11 protein-coding genes and 2 pseudogenes are annotated in these 18,879 nt (G+C 45.9%); 7 read left to right on the top strand and 6 right to left on the bottom strand.

The features are described 5' to 3' along the window. From NG833_RS03625 to NG833_RS03600, 7 genes and pseudogenes are all read left to right on the top strand, one after another. The coding region (locus NG833_RS03625; RefSeq protein ID WP_254563968.1) for an RHS repeat-associated core domain-containing protein at positions 1–5,451 on the top strand (5,451 nt) is incomplete at its 5' end. A gap of 6 nt (positions 5,452–5,457) precedes the next feature. Beyond that, a complete protein-coding gene (locus NG833_RS03620; protein WP_254563967.1) occupies positions 5,458–5,931 on the top strand; it encodes a hypothetical protein in 474 nt (157 codons plus the stop codon). 51 nt (positions 5,932–5,982) lie between these two features. Further along, positions 5,983–7,182, top strand: a pseudogene (locus NG833_RS30305) (hypothetical protein); the annotation flags it as partial. Between the two features lie 12 nt (positions 7,183–7,194). Beyond that, positions 7,195–9,027 (top strand): RHS repeat domain-containing protein, encoded by a 1,833-nt coding sequence (locus NG833_RS03615; RefSeq protein ID WP_375293876.1) that lies wholly within the window; start codon positions 7,195–7,197, stop codon positions 9,025–9,027. Between the two features lie 37 nt (positions 9,028–9,064). Next, the gene (locus tag NG833_RS03610; protein ID WP_254563965.1) at positions 9,065–9,709 is read left to right on the top strand and encodes a hypothetical protein; all 645 of its coding nucleotides are present in this window, start codon (positions 9,065–9,067) and stop codon (positions 9,707–9,709) included. A 248-nt stretch (positions 9,710–9,957) separates the two neighbouring features. Continuing rightward, a complete protein-coding gene (locus NG833_RS03605) occupies positions 9,958–10,362 on the top strand; it encodes a hypothetical protein (RefSeq protein WP_254563964.1) in 405 nt (134 codons plus the stop codon). Between the two features lie 18 nt (positions 10,363–10,380). Then, positions 10,381–10,752: a hypothetical protein gene (locus NG833_RS03600; protein WP_254563963.1), complete on the top strand. Its 372-nt coding sequence runs from the start codon at positions 10,381–10,383 to the stop codon at positions 10,750–10,752. Between the two features lie 1,467 nt (positions 10,753–12,219). Here NG833_RS03600 and NG833_RS03595 read toward each other — a convergent pair. The 6 genes and pseudogenes from NG833_RS03595 to NG833_RS03570 form a co-directional block, all read right to left on the bottom strand. Further along, a pseudogene (locus NG833_RS03595) lies at positions 12,220–14,229 on the bottom strand (ATP-dependent RecD-like DNA helicase); the annotation flags it as partial. A gap of 54 nt (positions 14,230–14,283) precedes the next feature. Then, positions 14,284–14,823: a hypothetical protein gene (locus NG833_RS03590; RefSeq protein ID WP_254563962.1), complete on the bottom strand. Its 540-nt coding sequence runs from the start codon at positions 14,821–14,823 to the stop codon at positions 14,284–14,286. Positions 14,824–15,184: 361 nt separating this feature from the next. After that, complete coding sequence (locus NG833_RS03585) at positions 15,185–15,679, bottom strand: hypothetical protein (RefSeq protein ID WP_254563961.1); 495 nt, start codon at positions 15,677–15,679, stop codon at positions 15,185–15,187. Positions 15,680–15,721: 42 nt separating this feature from the next. Beyond that, positions 15,722–15,940, bottom strand: a complete 219-nt coding sequence (locus tag NG833_RS03580) for a hypothetical protein (RefSeq protein ID WP_254563960.1) — start codon at positions 15,938–15,940, stop codon at positions 15,722–15,724. 87 nt (positions 15,941–16,027) lie between these two features. Beyond that, positions 16,028–17,014, bottom strand: a complete 987-nt coding sequence (locus NG833_RS03575; RefSeq protein ID WP_254563959.1) for a hypothetical protein — start codon at positions 17,012–17,014, stop codon at positions 16,028–16,030. Positions 17,015–17,104: 90 nt separating this feature from the next. Beyond that, positions 17,105–18,607: a hypothetical protein gene (locus NG833_RS03570; protein ID WP_254563958.1), complete on the bottom strand. Its 1,503-nt coding sequence runs from the start codon at positions 18,605–18,607 to the stop codon at positions 17,105–17,107. Positions 18,608–18,879: the final 272 nt, after the last annotated feature.

The following is an 18,879-nucleotide window of genomic DNA, read 5'->3' as shown; positions in this document are numbered from 1 at the left end:
ACCTTCTTTACTAATGCCACCGATAATATTGGCGTAGAAGGTGTCCAATTGTTTGTGGATGAAGTTCCCGTTACCTTAACTGCCAATGGAGTAGCAACCTACACCCCTTCAAAATTGGGAACCTTAACTGCCAAAGCAGTTGCCGTAGATGCGGCGGGAAATTTGGGTGAAAGTAGCATTGACATTCGGGTTTACGACCCCAACGACCTGAATCCTCCCATTGTAGAACTGTCTCCCACCCTTGGAGAGGAACCGCTGACCGATTTTACCGACATTATTGGGACGGTAACGGATGACAACTTGACCAATTATGTCCTATCTATTGCACCTGCATCCGGTGGAGAATTTGTTGAAATTGCATCGGGAGATTCTCAAATAACCAATGGGAAATTGGCAGAGTTTGACCCGACTCTACTGCAAAATGATACTTACATTCTGCGGTTGACGGCGACGGATGAGAGTGGGAACAGCGCTTCCACAGAGCAACTGGTCGATGTTGCCGGGGAGTTAAAATTAGGCAATTTCCGCTTATCGTTTACGGATTTGGAAGTTCCAGTAGCGGGGATTCCGATTAACTTGACTCGGACTTATGATACGCTCAATGCTTCCCAATCCGATGATTTTGGATATGGATGGCGGTTGGAGTTCCGGGATACGGATTTGCGGACATCTGTGGGACGGGATGAACTGTACGAACAGACGGGAATTCCTTCCGTTGGATTTGAGGAAGGTACGCGGGTTTATGTGACGTTACCGGGTGGGAAGCGAACTGGGTTTACGTTCAAACCTGTGATGGATCCAGAGATTCAAAAGGCGTTGCGGATGGGAGCGCCTTTACCACAAAGCATGATTTTCTACAATCCGGCGTTTGAGACGGATGATGGGTCACAGGTGACGTTGAGTGTTCAGAAAACTCAGTTACTTTACAATCAAGAAACGGGTCAATACTATCATCCGAGTGGGTCGCCTTACAATCCAGCGAATTCGTTCTTTGGCGGGAGTTATACGCTGACGACGAAGGAGGGGATTGAGTATGCGATTGATGGGACGACTGGCGATTTATTGACGGTGAAGGATACGAATGGAAATACGCTGACTTATTCGGATGAGGGGATTTTCAGTTCTACTGGGAAGTCGGTGACGTTTGAGAGGAATGCTGCGGGTCGGATTGTGACGGCAGTTGACCCGGAGGGAGAAAGAATTGAGTATGAATATGATGAGAATGGGGATTTAGTTGGGGTTACGGATAGAGAGGAGAATACGACTCGGTTTGAGTATCACGAGGAACGAGAACATTACTTAGAAGAAATCATTGACCCGTTGGGACGAACTGGGGTACGGACCGAGTATGATGAGTCGGGTCGCTTGAAGCGGATGCTGGATGTGAATGGCGAAGCGGTTGAGTTGGTTTATGACCCGGATAATTCGACTCAAACGGTGTTAGATGTGTTTGGGAACCCGACGACTTATGTGTATGATGAGCGGGGGAATGTTGTTACTGAGGTGGATGCGGTTGGGTTGGTAACTCGCCGGACTTATGATGAGGATAATAATGTCTTAACCGAGACAGTTGTTACCGAGGAAAGTGGAGTCGAGGGGTGGACGACGACCTACACTTATGATGGGGAGGGGAATAAATTATCTGAAACCGACCCGTTGGGGAATGTGACGCGGTGGAGTTACAATCGCTTGGGTCAAGTGTTGACGGAAACTGATGCGTTGGGTCAAACGACGACTTATTCTTATGACAGTCGGGGTAACTTGTTGTCCACGAAAGACGCTAACGGAAACGTTACCGAATTTAACTATGACCTGCGAGGTAATTTGCTATCTCTTAAATTGGGAGATAGCATCAAGACCTTTGAATATTACTCGGATGGCAACGTTAAAAACATAGAAGACAACCTTGGCAACCAAGCTACCTATACTTACTCTCCAAACGGCGAGACTGAACGTGAAGCATTTACGATTGTTACCCCCGAAGGGGATCGGCAAGTTGAGACCACATGGGTTTATGACAACGAAGGTCGAATCAAATCAATACTAAAGCCAGATAACCAAATAGAATATCAATATGATGAAGTAGGCAATCAAGTTCATAGCATTACTCGAGGAGAACAAACTGATTATCTCTACAACCCCAAAGGGCAACTCGTCGAGACAATTTATCCCGATGACACCCCAGACAATCCTAACGATAATTCTCGCCGAATAACAGTCTACGACGGAGGTGGCCGAGAGCGGGCTACAATCAACATGACAGGGCGAGTGACCCACTACGAATATGATGCAGCCGGACGCTTGAGGACAACAATTTATGATAGTTCGTCCGATGCAGTCGAAAATTTGGTGGCTGCGATCGCACCAGGGAAAACCCTGGAAACGATTGATTGGACAGAAGCAATTTATCCCGACCAGACCCCTACTTATCTCGCCTCACTGCCCCACAGTAGCACTGAATATTACCAAAACGGTTGGGTCAAAGCAGAAATAGACTTTTCGGGGAATCGCATTGAATACAAATACGACCCACTAGGTCGCCAGACTGAGGTACGCTATGACGAAACCAATTATGTCACCTATACCTATGACAAGGCAGGGAATCGGCGGACTGAAACTTACCATGCCCAAGGAACTACCTTAACTAACGTTTACGATGAATTGGGTCAGTTGACCACTAAAACCGACCAAAATAACCACACGACTCAATACGAATATGACGAGAATGGTCAGCTAATAGCAGTCATTGATGCTCGTGGCGGACGTACCGAATATGAATATGACGATAAGGGGAATCTCAAGAGTGTTAAAGATGCTCTTTCTCAAGTGACGACTTATGAATATGATGAAAAAAATCGTCAAACGACTATTATTCGGACTGATGGAAAGCGTTCAACAAATATTTATAACGATGCCGAAAATTCGGTGACGATTACTGACTTTAATGGCAAGTCAATTAAATACGTTTACGACGAACAAGGCAACCTAAAAGATAAAGAGTTTTTATCTGACGGTACGTCGGTCAGCTATGACTATGATGCCGAAACTCGCACCGAAACATATACGAGCGATCGGGGCACAACTGTTTATCAATATGATGAGGGCGATCGACTAATTTCTCGTACAGATCCCACTGGTCCTTACTTGCCTAATGGTACAAGCATCGAATATGAATATGATGGTGGATCGATTGTTGCAGTTAAAACTCCGGAAAATGTCACCACCTATACTTATGAATCCGGTTTATTAAAGACTGTTACCAATCAGAACATTGGCACAACAACGTATTTTTATGAATCGGACAATACCTTCAAAACACAATTCCCCAATAACGTGCTAGAAACCCGTAGTTACGACGAATTGGGTCGCTTGAAACGAATTGAAACCGCTAAAATAGATCCGGTTACTGGCGAGAACGTCGAGATAATTTCAAGCTACGACTACCAACTGGATGATGTGGGAAATCGGCTGTCCGTTACCGAACATAGCGATCGTCAAGTCAAATATGAATATGACGAATTAAATCGCGTTATCAAAGAAGAGATATTAAACGATCCAGATGGCAATAACCGGGTCATTACTTATACTTATGATGCCGTTGGCAACCGCTTGGAAAAGAACGACTCAATCGAAGGCGTTACCACCTACACTTACAACCAATTAAATCAGCTTCAAATGGAGACCACAAACGGCGTCACTACCACCTATACTTATGACGACAACGGCAACTTAATCTCTGATGTCACTGGGAATTATTCAACGACCTATCATTGGGAAAATGATGGGGAAAATCGGCTCGTTGGCGTCACAATAGTCGATGAAAATGGCACCCAGAATATCGAATATCAATATAATGCCCGAGGCATCCGAGTCGGCGAAATTGTTGATGGAGTCGAAACGCGCTTCTTAATCGACGATTTGCGACCCTATGCCCAAGTTTTAGCAGAATATGATGCTGCTGGAAACGTTCAAACTGCTTATACTTACGGCTACGATTTAATTAGCCAGCAACGGGGAGAGTCGGAGTTATTTTATCATGCAGATGCTTTAGGCAGTTCCCGAGTTTTGACCTCTGAAAATGGCGAGGTTACCAACACTTATACTTATGATGCTTATGGCAATTTAATTCAATCGGTTGGTAGTATAGAGAATTCCTATCTGTTTGCCGGGGAACAACGAGATTTTGAGACCGGGTTGGATTACCTGCGAGCGCGTTATTACGACCCCACAATTGGTCGGTTTATTTCTGCCGATGCTTATGATGGGACTTTGTCTGACCCCATGAGTCAACATAAGTATCAATATGCTCATGCTAATCCGGTGATTAATACCGATCCGAGTGGCTATTTTAGCCTTGCAGAGATAGGAACCGCGATCGCAGTTTCCGGAATTTTTGCTGGTCTGGGCATCACAACTCTAGGGGCGGCTGGAGTCCTGATAGGGGGAGGAAGTCTTGGCGATGCTGCTGCGCGGTACGACCAATTTTTGGCGGGTTTTGCAGATATAGCAACCTTTGGCGTGAGTACAAAGTTGCGTAGTAAACTATATGGAGACACGGCAACGAGAGATCACAGGGGTTTATTTTTTAACTTAGGTCGATTTTCAGGAGGATTAGTTGGCTTTGGACTGGGTTTATCAGCTCCTACAGCACTGAGCGGCACTAATTGGGCACAGAAAATAGCTGTAGGTTATGACCTATTTGGAAGCGGATTTGGTTCGTACCAAAGTACAAGGAAGTTCCTAGAAGGTCGCGGTACTGTTTGGGATCTGTTGGCTTATCTGCCTCTGCTGACCTACACAGGTGGGTTATCCCTAGATTGGTTAGCGACAAAAGGAATCATTCTTTCTGATTTAAATATCACCGAAGCGATATCAACCGGCGTGGGCAGAAGCGGCTCTATAACGCCCGAACAACTTCCTCCCTTTCTTCAGCGCAACCTAGTGGGCAGCGTCTCTGAATGGTGGCTCGATCTCAGAGATCTGATAGTTCTGTACCGAGGTCAGCGCCAGGGGACAACACCTATTCTCAGTCCTTTGGCTCGCGAGCGAGGCATTGAGGCATCAGAAGAGTTAGTAAGGCGAATGCGTGCAGAAGGATTTAGCGACCAACAAATTGCAGGCTATACTGCTAGGTGGCACAATCAACCTGTTCCAGAAATGTTCGTCGGTTCAAATCTGGGTGGAGAGCCTTTGGGTGCTGTTGGAATTCCCACCACTCGTCTTCCAGGACTTGCGTCCTCTTATGCAGGACCAGACGGCGTGACGTTTGTAATCCGCTTACCAAAAGAAAAAGCTATCATTCCTGCAGGGTGGACGGGTTTAGCAGCAGAAAGCGAGTATATAGTTTTGAACCAAATACCAAACCAGAATATTGTTGAAGTAATACCTGCCAGTAACATTCCTTATTTCGATTTAGACGGGTTTGGCAACATTATTATACCTTCTAGGTAAATTGCAATGACAAAAGAACCTTCTCAAGCAAGGCGTTATCGAGAAATGATTAGAGCAGATCTCAAACTATTGCTACGTCAAATCCCAGCCGATGCTTATGGCTCTGATGCTGACTTACGTTCACTTTTAGAAAATCTTTACAACGAGAACAAAAATCAGCTAACGCAGTTACTAAAGGAGAAAGCACCTGAGTCAGTAATAACAACTCAAAAGGCAGGTTTGTTTGTATTAAGTTGTGGGCTTTTCACTTTCGGAAGACTAGATGTTGCAGAAGATATATTGACTGGAATTCCTGGTGGAAAAGGCTCTATACGTCGTCTTGCCTGGGTTATAAACGTACTTTTGCCAATTCCCAAACATTTTGACGCACTCGCCCATCCAGAAGCAGTGCGAGAATGGCTAAAAGTCAACTACTCTCGGCTCAAGTGGGATGATTATTCCGAACAATATATCTGGAACACAAGTGTTGAGTGTCAATAAAACACCCTGATATAAATAATGTTCAATATGTTCTAACTTCAGGGAAATGTCTTAGCGGTAACGGACTCCCTGAACAATGAAACCGCATACACCTACGACATCAACGGGAACCGCGTCACCGAAACTCGAACCGTCACCACTCCCAACGGTGTGGAAGAGTTGGTCACTCGATGGGAGTACGATAATGAAGGTCGTCTGGTCTCGACAACGGATCCAGAAAATCAGACAACTGAGTACGAATATGATGCCAATGGCAATCAAATTGCATCAACTGATGCTAAGGGTCGGCAAACTGAATCTCGTTACGATGAAAAAGGTCAATTAATTGAAACGATTTATCCTGACAACACTCCAGAAAATCCTAACGACAATCCCCGGACTATCAATGTTTACGATAAAGGAGGACGCCAACGAGCGACCATTGATGAAGCGGGACGGGTTACTCATTATAAATATGATGCTGCGGGACGGTTAACCGAGACAATTTATCTTGATAAAACGGATACTTTACAACAGTTTATCGACGCGATTGCACCTGGAAAGACTGCGGCAACGATTAACTGGAGTCTAGTTGTTTATCCGGATGAATTACCTACCTATTTAACTGACAATCCTCGTTCGGTTACGGAGTACGATAAGAACGGCCAAGTTAAGGCGAATATAGACCAACGCGGTAATCGGACTGAGTATCGCTATGATGATGCGGGTCGGTTGATAGAGACGATTTATCCGGATGATACGCCAGACGATTTATCGGATAATCCGCGTAGCAAGTCTGAGTATAATAATGCCGGACAGCAAGTCAAGGAGATTAACGCTCAAGGTCATGCGACTCGGTTCGTTTACGATAATCTGGGACGATTAGTTGAAACTCATTTTGCTGATGGAACTAAGGCAGAAACAATTTACGATGCACTCGGTCGTCGGATTGCTGCGATCGACCAAGCAGGTAATAAAACTGAGTATGAATACGATGCACTCGGTCGCCTCACGGATGTGGTGCAGTTCCTCAACGGCGAAGAAATCCGGACTGAGTATGGTTACGATGAATTGGGTCGATTAATTTGGCAGGAGGATGCCAACAATCATCGGACGACTTACGAGTACGATAACCTGGGTCGTCGCATTGCCGTCGAATTACCTGAAACTCAACGTTCTACGACAGAATATGACGCCGTAGGCAATACTTTTAGCGTTACCGACTTCAATGGGGACACCATTACTTACAACTATGACGCGCAAAATCGGCTGATTGAAAAACGGGTGGGAGAAACGTCCATTGCCAGTTTCACCTATACCCCAACCGGACAACTGGAAACTGTAACGGATAATCGCGGGGTGACGAGTTACTCCTACGATGAACTCGGTCGTTTGCTTTCTCGGACTGACCCAGATGGACAGTATCTCGCCAGTGGTGCTTCGATTGAATATGGATACGATGCTGCGGGAAATCGCACTTCGGTAACGACTCCAACGGGAACGGTAGAATACACTTTTGACTCTCAAAATCGTCTGAAAACGGTGACGGATGATGCTGGAGTCACGAGTTATTCTTATGATGAGGTTGGCAATTTAATCCGAACTGAGTTACCGAATGGGGTAGTGGAAACTCGGACTTATGATGAATTGAATCGGTTGGAGTCGGTGAGTTATGTCAAGGATGGAACGCTCATTGCTAGTTACGATTACACTCTCGATCCAGTAGGACATCGCCGAGTTGTGGAAGAACGTGATGGTCGTCAAGTGGAGTATGAGTACGATGATTTGTACCGTCTAACCAGAGAGACCATCGCTGACCCCGTAAATGGAAACCGCACCATAGAGTACACCTATGATGCGGTGGGAAATCGCTTGAGTCGGATTGATTCGGTTGAGGGGACGACGACTTATGTTTACGATGAGAGCGATCGCCTCCTTCGGGAAGAGTTGACTACTGGTGGGAATGTCGTTCATACCTACGAGTACCGCTATGACGACAATGGCAATACGATAGAACGCATTGAAAAAGATGGGAATAACAATGTCGTAGGTAATGCGACGTACTCCTGGGATAAGGAGAATCGTCTGGTTGGGGTGACCACATCAACTGGGGATGTCGTCAGTTACGAGTACGATACTGACAATATTCGGGTCAGTTCTGTGGTGAATGGGGTGACGACGGAGTACCTCGTGGATAAGAATCGTCCTTATGCTGAGGTGTTGTCGGAGTATGTGGATGATGCTGTTGCTGTCAATTATCTGCATGGACTGGATTTAATTTCTCAGGAAAGGGATGGGAGTGAGTCGTTCTACTTAGTGGATGGGCTGGGTAGTACGAGGTTGCTAACGGATGAAGGTGGGGAGGTTACAAATGCTTACAGTTATGATGCGTTTGGGAATCTGCTGGCATCTTCTGGTAGTATTGAGAATGAGTTTTTGTTTGCAGGAGAGCAGTATAATGAGAATTTAGACCAGTATTATCTGCGCCAACGGTATTATGATGCGGGGATTGGCCGGTTTACGAGGCGGGATACTTATGAGGGACGCATTTTTGAACCTATTACTCTGCATAAGTATTTGTACGCAAATGGGAACCCGGTTAATTATGTAGATCCGAGTGGATTCATAACAACAACAGCCGAGCAGAACAATATCTTCCACTTTCTGGCAGTTCTCTCAACAATTATTGGCGCAATTGGAGTGGCTAACGTAGCCATTGAGAAAGCAGAGGAGCAGAAAAAACTTACATTTTACCGTGGTACATCCTATTATGATGTCTTAGAGACAATTGCAACTCAACATATTGATGTAGAGCGGATTCAAACGTCTCAAAGTCGTAATAACTATCCTGTAGATAGACAAGGAGTTTACTTTTCCAGTCAATTGACAACAGCTCGATACTACGCAAGTTATGTGGGGAGAGACGGAAAAAGAGGAGGACCTGGTATTCTTGCTGCTTTTGTATCTGAAAAACCGTTTGAAATCCTTGTACTTAAGTATGGAATTGCTGTGGAAGTTCCTGTTCCCGATCCACCCACACCGGGACAAACTGAAACTATTATTCCTTATAATGCAATACCTGAATTTGAGACTTTCACTACATACAGTAGTATGTAATAGCTTGTTATTACATTAACAAAATTAATGATAACGTATGAGTATTCTGATAATTGAAATACCTCCCTCTAAAGTTTTAATAGATGAGACGTTATTTCCTGACAAACATAAAGAGGAGTTTGTTTACGAACATTTGCGCCATTACTGCTCAAAATTTTATCCTATCCCAACCATTGAAATCGCAATATATAACAATTCAGTATTTGTTACTGCTGGACATCTATATCTCAAAATAGCTAGAGAGTTAGGTTGCCCAAAAATTCGTGCTGTCATTGACAAAAAATCTCCAACTAACTCGATTGTAAAATTGCTAAACTCTCCTGACATCACTCAACTTGATTGGCAGTCGTTAATACAAGATGATGATGAACCAATTTGTTACATTTGGTTAGTTTTTTTCTTTATCCATGCTTTAAGCAAAAAAGAAAAATTTGCTTTTGAAGACAAAATTTTAGGTTTTTTTAGCAAGATAAATCTTCCAGATTGGGCTGATGCCTCAAAAAAAAGAATTAAGAATATGAAATATATAAACTTAGACTCGGGTATTGAATTTCAAGCATATTTACCGATAGAAGATGAAAGATGGTACGCTAGATCAAGAGCGATTTTAATGGATTTTCATTTTAAATATGTTCCAATAATTTCATTTCAAGGCCGAAAATTTGACCCCACGTATAAATGATATTAACTACCGAATGAGGGATGACAGCGAAGCTATGCCACATACGATCGCAACGGTCGAATGCAAAATGCCAGCATGGACTTTTCCGTTGACGGTGAAACTCACACCCTCAGTCGCAATTTTACTTACGATAAAGAAGGTCGTACCCTCTCGGGTACCAACTCTCAAGGTTCTACCCAGTCCCAAACCTACAACCTAATCATACGGGTCATAGTCACAATGAGTTATTAGCTGGTTTATTAGAACGTTTGAGAGGCTTTGGAGAAGGAAACCAGCCAGATATTTCCAACACTATAGTTGATAGTTTTGACGATTTAAGAGACTTACTGAGTTCATTCTTCTCAAGCGCTCGAGATATACTTGTACCTAATGGACAACCGCTCGGTCAATCTGGAAGCAATCCAAGAATCAGAGAAGTTCAAGGAGATGTGGACACTGCTCTAGATTTGCTAGGAAAAGTTATCGAAGAAGAAGGAGGAACATTTACTGACGTAACACCTGCTGGATACCCAGGAATTATGATTCAACTGCCAAATGGTGAAAGATACGCGGTTCGCGATAAAATGAATAATAGTCCAAATACTAATGCAAACATGGATGTTAATGCTCCTATCAGTGCGCCTGAAATCAAAAAAATTAAATTTAATCCATAAATAAAAATAGCAAAAACTATGAAATACCAATTTTGGGATGACTTAATTGTTGAAGGAACAGAAGATTATGTAGGTTTATGGGAAATTATATATAATGTTCGAGAGCGTTTTCCTCAAGCCAACCCACACGAAATCCGATTGATGACTATTGAAGCAATTCGGGAAGTTCTTGAAACTGGCTTGATGCAAATTGGAATGTTTGAGTCAGTTGAGGGCAATAACTTGGAATATCAAATATGGGATTTTAGCATTGATAGTATCATAAATCGCATTGAAAAAGAATGGAATGAGCTTGGCAGAACACCTAACATTGGGGACATAGCTTGGCTAATCACAACCAAAAAAGGAGAACAAAAAGCTAAAAATATTTTAAAGAAAAATAAAATTTAATTAAAACTAACTTTTGGAAAGCTGATTTGTTGTTTAAAAAGTTTATAATAACCACTTTGATTTAGGGGAGTTTTCCAGGTTGGTTCGGCACTCTGCCCAAGAATTTGTATCCTACTGAACAAATGGTTCGACTTACTCTTCAAGAAGTTGGCCGCTCTATTTTAGGCAAAAGTCCATCGGGTCTACTTTTGACAAAATTTTGTAGAAAGCGAGCGTCCCAGCTAAACAGACGAGAGACAAAGCGCTTTGTCTCTCGATCGTAACTGTATAGTGAACGAACAGAACTTTTTACTGTCCAGTGATAAATTTAAGGGCCACATTATTTTTTGATCGCCAGCGGGGTCGAAGCCGATCGCAGTTTCCTCCATCGCCACATCCCTTGCATTTCTATGCAGCTTTTGAGAAAATTTGGACGCCTATGCAATCTCTACCACTCCACCAGACAGCCGGTGTAGCTTGTCAAGCAAGACAACATAAGCGATCGCTCATTTCATCAAGGTAGCTTCCTTATCCACGACCACCAGGAACACTTTTTGCGCTATTGAGTAGCGTCGCATCTTTTCCACTCAATCAGCACTCTTGACTTTTGACTTCCCGTTCAGGAGCCGCCATCGTTGCTGTGGGTTTTCGCTTAGAAACGTTTGGGCTGACATCCATTCATAAGCACAGTAGCCGCACAGGTTCCGTTGGTTTGCAACGCGCTACTGCAATCCCTACTTCAACGCCACTCTCGATGCATCGCACAGATATCGACATAGTGGGGGCGCAGTCACGACCAGCTAGACCCTGAGAAAGTTTGGGCATAGAGTTGAGTTGCGATCGCCCTTCCCAAGTGCAACTCATCCCACCCTCACCCATTCACCAGCACTGAATCCACCACTCGAACTCCAGCCGTCCTTCAATAATCGCCACAGAAGCGCCAAGGCATCCGAGGTGGGTCGCGGGTTGCAGGATGGGGGTTGGCAACTCGTTCGGTTGCTTGAACTGCTGAGTGATCGCCACAAAGCACCATCCCGATTCTATTCAATCCGTCAGGGTCAGCTTGAGAGTAGGTCAGGGTGATTGCGATGGCGAGGGTGAGTTCTGCGCTCGACCCAAGGAAGAGTCAGACGGATTGAAAACCGACTATTTCTGTGGGACGAGAGCTTCTGAAGTGGGGACTTGGTAAATGCGATCGCCACCAACAATCTGCAACCCTTTTCAGTTTTTGGTCTCTGTCATAGTCATAGTCTAATCCCAATCTGGAAGCAGCCTCTAGGTGCGGATTGCGTCGAATGACTCAGGGTAGTAGTCCAGGTTGAGAGCGATTCTACTTGAGGAGACGCTTCGCAGTCGCATTCCACACCACCGAAACTCGCCCCAACTGCCAGCTACCGCACCAGTTTTGTTCGGGGTGGTCGTGATAGCAGGTTTGACACTGGGGAAGTTTCCGCATGAAGTGGAGTAACGAAAATTAGCAGTTGGTTATTAGCAATTCACTCGTTGAGTCAGCAAAGTATTGCGCTGGTTTTCCTGCACCTTCTGGGATGCCAATGCCAGGGCTTTCTCTTGCCCAACTAGAATTGCCAGTTTGCGCGCCCGGGTCAGCCCGGTATAGAGCAAATTCTTGTTGAGCAAAATGTAGTGTTGGGTGTAAAGCGGCAGAATGATGACCGGATACTCGCTGCCTTGGCTTTTGTGGATGGTGATTGCATAGGCGAGGGCAAGCTCGGCTAACTCGGATTGGTCGTAAGGGACTAACCGACCATCAAAGCTGGCTACCAGTTTCTTGCGGCCTTCTTCTAGTTCCACGGATTCAACCATGCCCAAGTCGCCATTGAACACTTCTTTCTCGTAATCATTGACTGTTTGGATGATGCGGTCGCCGGTGCGGAACAACATACCAAACGGGCTGGTAATTTCGGGTCGGGTCGGGTCGCAGGGGTTGAGGAGGTGCTGCACGACCTTGTTTAGGTTGGTGGTCCCCATCTCACTTTTGCGTCCCGGGCAGAGAATCTGGACATCGGCAATCGGGTCCCAGTCTTGAGCGGGAAGGAAATCAACCAGAAGCTGTTTAATCTGCTGGCAACCGACTTGGGGCGCTTGGGCATTTAACCAGAGGCAGTCGGTGCGAGGGCTGCTCGAAAAGGGTTCCAGGTTGGGTCGATGTTTCTGGTTGATGCGGTGGGCGTTGATGATGATGGCGCTACCTGCGGCCTGCCGGAAAATTTCGGTGAGCCGGACTACTGGGATTTGCCCGGAATGAATCAAGTCGTTGAGCACACGACCGGGACCAACCGAGGGCAACTGGTCCGAATCGCCCACTAACAAGAGTTGGGCGGATTGAGGGATGGCCCTAACTAAAGCATAAGCCAAGGGCAAATCCATCATCGAGGCTTCGTCGATAATGATGGCATCCACGTTGAGCGGGTTGTCTCGGTTGCGGTTGAACCCGCCAATGCCAAATTCTAGCAGGCGGTGGATTGTTTTTGCGGGCATCCCGGTCATCTCACTCAATCGCTTGGCAGCGCGGCCCGTGGGGGACGCCAGGGCGATTTTCTTGCCTTGTTGTTGCCAGAGTTTGACGATAGCTTGCGTGGTGAACGTCTTGCCGGTGCCGGGTCCGCCGGTGAGGATTCCCACTCGACAGGTGGCTGCCATCTCGACTACGGTTTGCTGTTGGTCGGTCAAACCGGACAAATCCAAAGTAGTTCGGTCAAAGGCAACGGGTTTTGCGAGTAACATCAACAGATAATCGGCCAGATTTTTCTCGCAAGTGTGGAGTGCGGGTTGATACCAGAGAATGTTGCCTTGGACTGGCTCCATCGTTAGTTTTTCTTGGGCTAACAATTGCAGGGCTGCTTGATACAATTGCGGTTGAGGCGGACAAAATTTATCGACGGTTAAAATCTCGGCAGCTTTCTTGAGCAAGTTCGGCTCAGGTAGAAAACAATGGCCCTCTTTAGCCGCTTCTTCTAAACTGTAAATGAGTCCGGCTTGATACCGCAACAAACTATCAAAGGGCATCCCTAGATTGCGGGCAATTTCATCGGCTTTACGAAAACCAATCCCGTGAATTTCGACTAACTTGTACGGATTCTGGACGACAATTTTGATAGCATCATCGCCATACTTTTTGAGGATTTTGGAGGCATAGACTGGGCTGATGTCGTGACCGCGCAGAAACACCATAATATCGCGAATTGTTTTCTGCTCCCGCCAGACTGCTTGGATTTGGGCGGCTTTCTTCTTGCCAATGCCAGGGACTTCCGTGATGCGCTCGACTTGATGTTCGATAATATCGAGGGTCTGTTCACCAAAATAGGCGACAATCTTTTTAGCTAATCCTGGACCGATTCCGGGAATCTGACCATCGCCTAAGTAACGTTCAATTCCGAGCAAAGTGGTCGGCTTTTCTTCCTCCCAAGTTTGGGCTTGAAATTGCTGACCATAGCGGGGATGGTTCTTCCAGAATCCTGTTACGATGAGTTTTTGCCCTTTCTTGACTGGACAGTGAAAAGTTCTGTGAGATAATTATTAAGGGGCCTTAAACTATCCAGTCCGTCTGTGTATGGCTTGATGCATGAATGACTCTTTGGCCTGAAGGAATTTTGTCAAAAGTAAGCTGGGTGGACTTTCAGCTAAAATAGAAGGGTCCGATTGTTGTAGAGTAAGCCGAACAATTTGCTCACTGGGATAACCACTGCTAGGTACGGTTCTGAACCAACCCGAGAAACCTTGCCAAATCGTTGAGGGCATGGATAAACTCAGAATTTGTAAAATCCCTAAAACTAAAGCAATAAGAATGACAAATCGTTCAAATGCTTCTATTTTATCTTGGATATTCACCCGGTCTTTATCAGAGTAGTCTTGGATATTCAAATTTTTAGGTTCTCGGGAAGATGGAGCCATGTTTTTCATCCAGAACCGATAGTTGAAGCCGGATAAAAGTTCGATTAAGGTCCGAAAAGTCACTTCGATTTTAAACCGCCAACTATAAGCCGTTATGATTTCTACTCCCGATAAATCCAGGTCGGTTGAAAGCAGAATGCTTTGTTTTCCTCCCGGCCACAATACCAAAACAAAACGCACTAAATTTTCGGGACAATCCCAATGTAAATCTATTGTACGATAACTGACTTTCTGTTTCTTTCCATAAAGGGATAATGATTCAGTCCTTAAAGAATTTGGCTCCTTAAATAACGTGCGTAATTCCAGTGATCGTCCCCAAGTGCGAGGTCTGCCGGGACCTCTTTTCACAGGGGACGGTGGTAACGGATGCTTGGCAACTGTATTAATCTTGACCCGGGTAATTAAATGAATTGAAGCGGCCCGAAACTGCGTAATTAATTTTTTTGAAGCAAAATAGGCATCTAATATGGCGTAACTTCCAGCTTTCATGTAAGCCCTACATAAGCCGGACATTTTATCAACTAAAGTCGGTGAATTTACATCAAGTGTTTGAAGTCCATCTTGAAGGAACGAACGTAACCGGGACAGCAACTAAAGAATCCCCAGATTGTAATAAAAGACTAATAGCTCCAAAATAATGACCTCGAATCCATTCCGGTTTCGTCACATTACCTGATTCTTGGTGTAATTTTTTGACGAGGGGCATTTTACGGCCTTCTTTCGCCACCTTAATGCCATCCCCAATATAAATAGGTTGACCCTTCAACCGTTTGACATGGTTATGAGAAATCAACCATTGATGCCATTGGAGCGATAATGTTTTGGCACTCCAACTTGTAGCGTGAAACCAATGGAGAGCATGGTCATAGTAGAATTCACCTAGGCCCACTGCATTCAGGTAACTGGTAATAGCAGGGGTTCGGTTGCATAACAGAATGCCCCAGACCATAATCACGAACCATTCAAACGCTGCCTCACGGCTGAATGCGGGCCGTAGACTTTTTATGATTTGTTCAATTCGTTCTTTTGGGGGCATAATGGTAACACTGGTTAAGCTTCGAATACTTACCAGTATGACTTATGGACTGGTTTTATGCCGGTCCATTTTTTTGAGGCCATAGAGCGACACTCTCGGGGTTATACAGAACTTTTCACTGTCCAGTTTCTTGACCGTGAGATTAAAAATGACGCAAACTGTGCGATTTTCGGCAGTAGTTAGTTGGGCAATTGTGTAACCATCATCGGGATTGGCAAACGTAATTCCCGTGACTGTCCCCTGAACTTTATTTTCATTCATAGCAAAATTTTATGTTTACAAATAGTATAACATTACAGAACTAAATGAGTCTACATTTGACCAAGTTTGAGTTAGTCCGCTAGACAATTACCCATTCACCAAAACTGGCTGAATCCACCGCCATTCTCGCTGCTGCCGTCCCTCCCCAATCGCGACTCTGCGCCAATGTCCCCTACGCCAATGAGTCCGGGGGGTGGTATGGGTTGAATGAGTTGAACCCGTGGCCCGTTCGGTCTTGGGCTGAAACTTCTGGCCGATAATCAAGGGGCTGAACCGTTCCGATTTGGATTTGCCGCTAGAAAATCCTTGACCTTTGGTGGAAATTGCCGTGGGAGCCGGAGGGGTCAGGTCGTCCGGTCTAGTTTGCGAATAAAGCAGTGTTTGCAGGACAATCCGTTCGATGCGCTTCTGGAACTGTTCTTCGAGGTCGAGGTCTTGGTTGCTGTCGATAAAGCCGAGGTTGACCATTTCAAAATCACCATGAACCACCTGGTCCCCAACTAGCTCAATCGTACTCGCATAGCCGGTTCCCTCCCGCAGAATGGTAGCCCAGCGGAATTTGTCACATTCGATTGGAGCGTTCTCAATGGTGTGACCGCCCAACTGTAACGGAGGCAGTTGCAATCCTTTGGGAAGATGCTGGAAAAACACCCAATCGCAAGCGTTATCCTCGGGGTTTGCAATTTTATCCCGGGGTAGCATGATAATCCCGAACGGGACCGAAACTTCCAAGTCTCCAATCGCCCGAGGAACGTCGGACTGGTCGAACGCGGCAAACAAATCCTTGTCGAGCCACCACACGGGAAACTCATTGTGAGCCAACGTCCAGGCAGAGGATACAATCGAATTCCAGGCTATGTCATTGAGTACGTTATGGATATCTAGTTGCCCATTGGATATCCCCCATTCAACTGTGAGCAAATTGTGGGCCAGATTCTTGGCCGCCGTCGCGAATGGCTCGTAACCCGCCAGCTTCGGATAGGGACGGTCTATTTTGGTGAACCAATGCGATTCTTTCGCAAGTTTCAAGGCTTTGCGGTAGAGAACCTTGGCCTCTTTCAGTGTGTAATCCATAGCTGGCAATCATGGAACAGGATAAACCAATTATAGCACTTATGATAGTTTTGCTGAAGCATTTGCCAAACATTTGCAACATTTTGAGAGTCATGTGCTAGTCATCCAATCGCCAAGGGGCTGGACGAGGCTGCGAATCTGCTGGAGTCGTTCGCGCACTTCCCCAGACAACCGTTGCCATATCGTGTGCCGCCATGCTGAAGGCAGACCCACCGTGGCATCGGCCAGCAGTTGAGCATCGGCATCGGGTTCGTGCGCCACCAGTTTGAGCAGTTCCGCCCAGCCTTCAATGTCTGTGCGATTGGCCGCGAAATCGTTGGACTCGGGGTTAGACCGATCGCCTGCGGGATAGTTGCACTCCAGGCTGCCGGTGAGTGGAGCCTCGGGTACGGGGATAGGGTCAGATTTTTCCATTGAGTCAGGGTGAACACAAGTCGGTGTATTTATAAGAGCAGCGTTTTTATGGGGACTTGTGTTCACCCCCACGGAGGCTTGTCCTGACTGGGTTTCGTCGGTTTGGACGGGTTGGACAGCCACCGAGAGCGCACGAGTAATCTCCGGGATGCGACTGCCTGCTTGTTCACCCGCCGCCACCAAATCCGCATACTTGAGGTCCCAGGCTTGAAAGATGTCATCCCGGTCAGCAGGGGCCTCGACTTGGTAAATTCGTTGTCGGTCTTTGCCACGCTGGAAACATTTTAGTTTGAGTCCCACCTTCTGCAAAATGGACGCAAGGATTTTCCCGGGTTTCGAGTTTGCCGAGATGGGCACGCCCAGGATTCGACTCATCTGATAACGACGGAACCAGCATTTTTCCCAGAATTCAGCAATCAACGGGTCATCCAAGGTTGTGGCAAAACCGGACGAGTTGATAATCTCCTCAATGCCAATCGCTTGCAACAACTGCAACTTTGCTCCCACGGTGGTCAAATCAGGAGCAAAGATGATGCTGGAGCGCCACTGCTTGAAATGCGATCGCAACTTCATCCCGTCCAGAATCTTCGCCAGTTCGGGATGCTCCAGCCAGTATCCCAACCGCAACCGAGAGATATACAAAGGATTCTGGATGATATTCGCAAAAATCCATTCGGGTGTTATCGCAAAACCGGGCAAATCCTCACGCAACAGAACGCCCTTGGCTTCATTGCGGTCAGCTTCGGATGCGGCGGGGTCATCCAGGATGATTCGAGCATCTTCGAGAGTGAGCGGGCCACTCCAACCTTGGAAGCGTTGACTGGCAACTTTTTGTTTGATTTCGAGTTTGGCCGCTTTGACCAATTCAGAAGCGTAAGAATCCTCACCCATCACTTCAACGACCTGAAAACCTTCAGCAGCCAATTCCGCTTTGAGGAGTTCGGCGTGATGTTTCCAGGCAAAGTTGCGACGGGCCACAATCTCGGCATACAGTTGTAGACTCGGACAGCTTGCCCATTCGTCCGTTTGCCATTCTTGCAAAATCTGCGTCCAATCCTCTGGGTCGAAGTCGTCCTCTTTGATGGCGATAGCTTGAGCTAATGCCGCTAAATTAAATCCATCTTTGGCATTGAGTGTCAGAGCTTTGATAATTTTCTTCGGATCGGTGTAGTGGCTCAATTCGCCAGTTTCAGGAGGTTATTTTTATGAAAAATGTAATTTTTTAGTTTAGCATAGACTGAAACAGTCTAACTTGATGTCACCAAAACATCTACTTTGTTTTGACAAGGTAGATGTTTTGGTGATTGGCAATCGAGTTAGAATAGACCCGTTTTGCCGGAGAGTTTTCAAGAAACGCATTGCTGCGCCTTGAGAGAATCAAAAAAGGAGGACTGAAGTGGAAACCCGCACAGGCAGGCTTCCACGGGTTAATCCTTAAATCCTGCGCGATC

The sequence above is a fragment of the Oscillatoria sp. HE19RPO genome, assembly GCF_024220515.1.
Taxonomy (GTDB): Bacteria; Cyanobacteriota; Cyanobacteriia; order Cyanobacteriales; family Laspinemataceae; genus Laspinema.
This window is presented reverse-complemented; position numbering and strand designations above follow the sequence as displayed.

What these genes read in the sequence shown, in the direction of transcription:
- NG833_RS03620 (WP_254563967.1), top strand. Translation starts at nt 5,458, where the DNA reads ATGACAAAAGAACCTTCTCAAGCAAGGCGTTATCGAGAAATGATTAGA.
- NG833_RS03585 (WP_254563961.1), bottom strand. Translation starts at nt 15,679, where the DNA reads ATGCCCCCAAAAGAACGAATTGAACAAATCATAAAAAGTCTACGGCCC.
- NG833_RS03580 (WP_254563960.1), bottom strand. Translation starts at nt 15,940, where the DNA reads ATGAATGAAAATAAAGTTCAGGGGACAGTCACGGGAATTACGTTTGCC.
- NG833_RS03610 (WP_254563965.1), top strand. Translation starts at nt 9,065, where the DNA reads ATGAGTATTCTGATAATTGAAATACCTCCCTCTAAAGTTTTAATAGAT.
- NG833_RS03600 (WP_254563963.1), top strand. Translation starts at nt 10,381, where the DNA reads ATGAAATACCAATTTTGGGATGACTTAATTGTTGAAGGAACAGAAGAT.
- NG833_RS03575 (WP_254563959.1), bottom strand. Translation starts at nt 17,014, where the DNA reads ATGGATTACACACTGAAAGAGGCCAAGGTTCTCTACCGCAAAGCCTTG.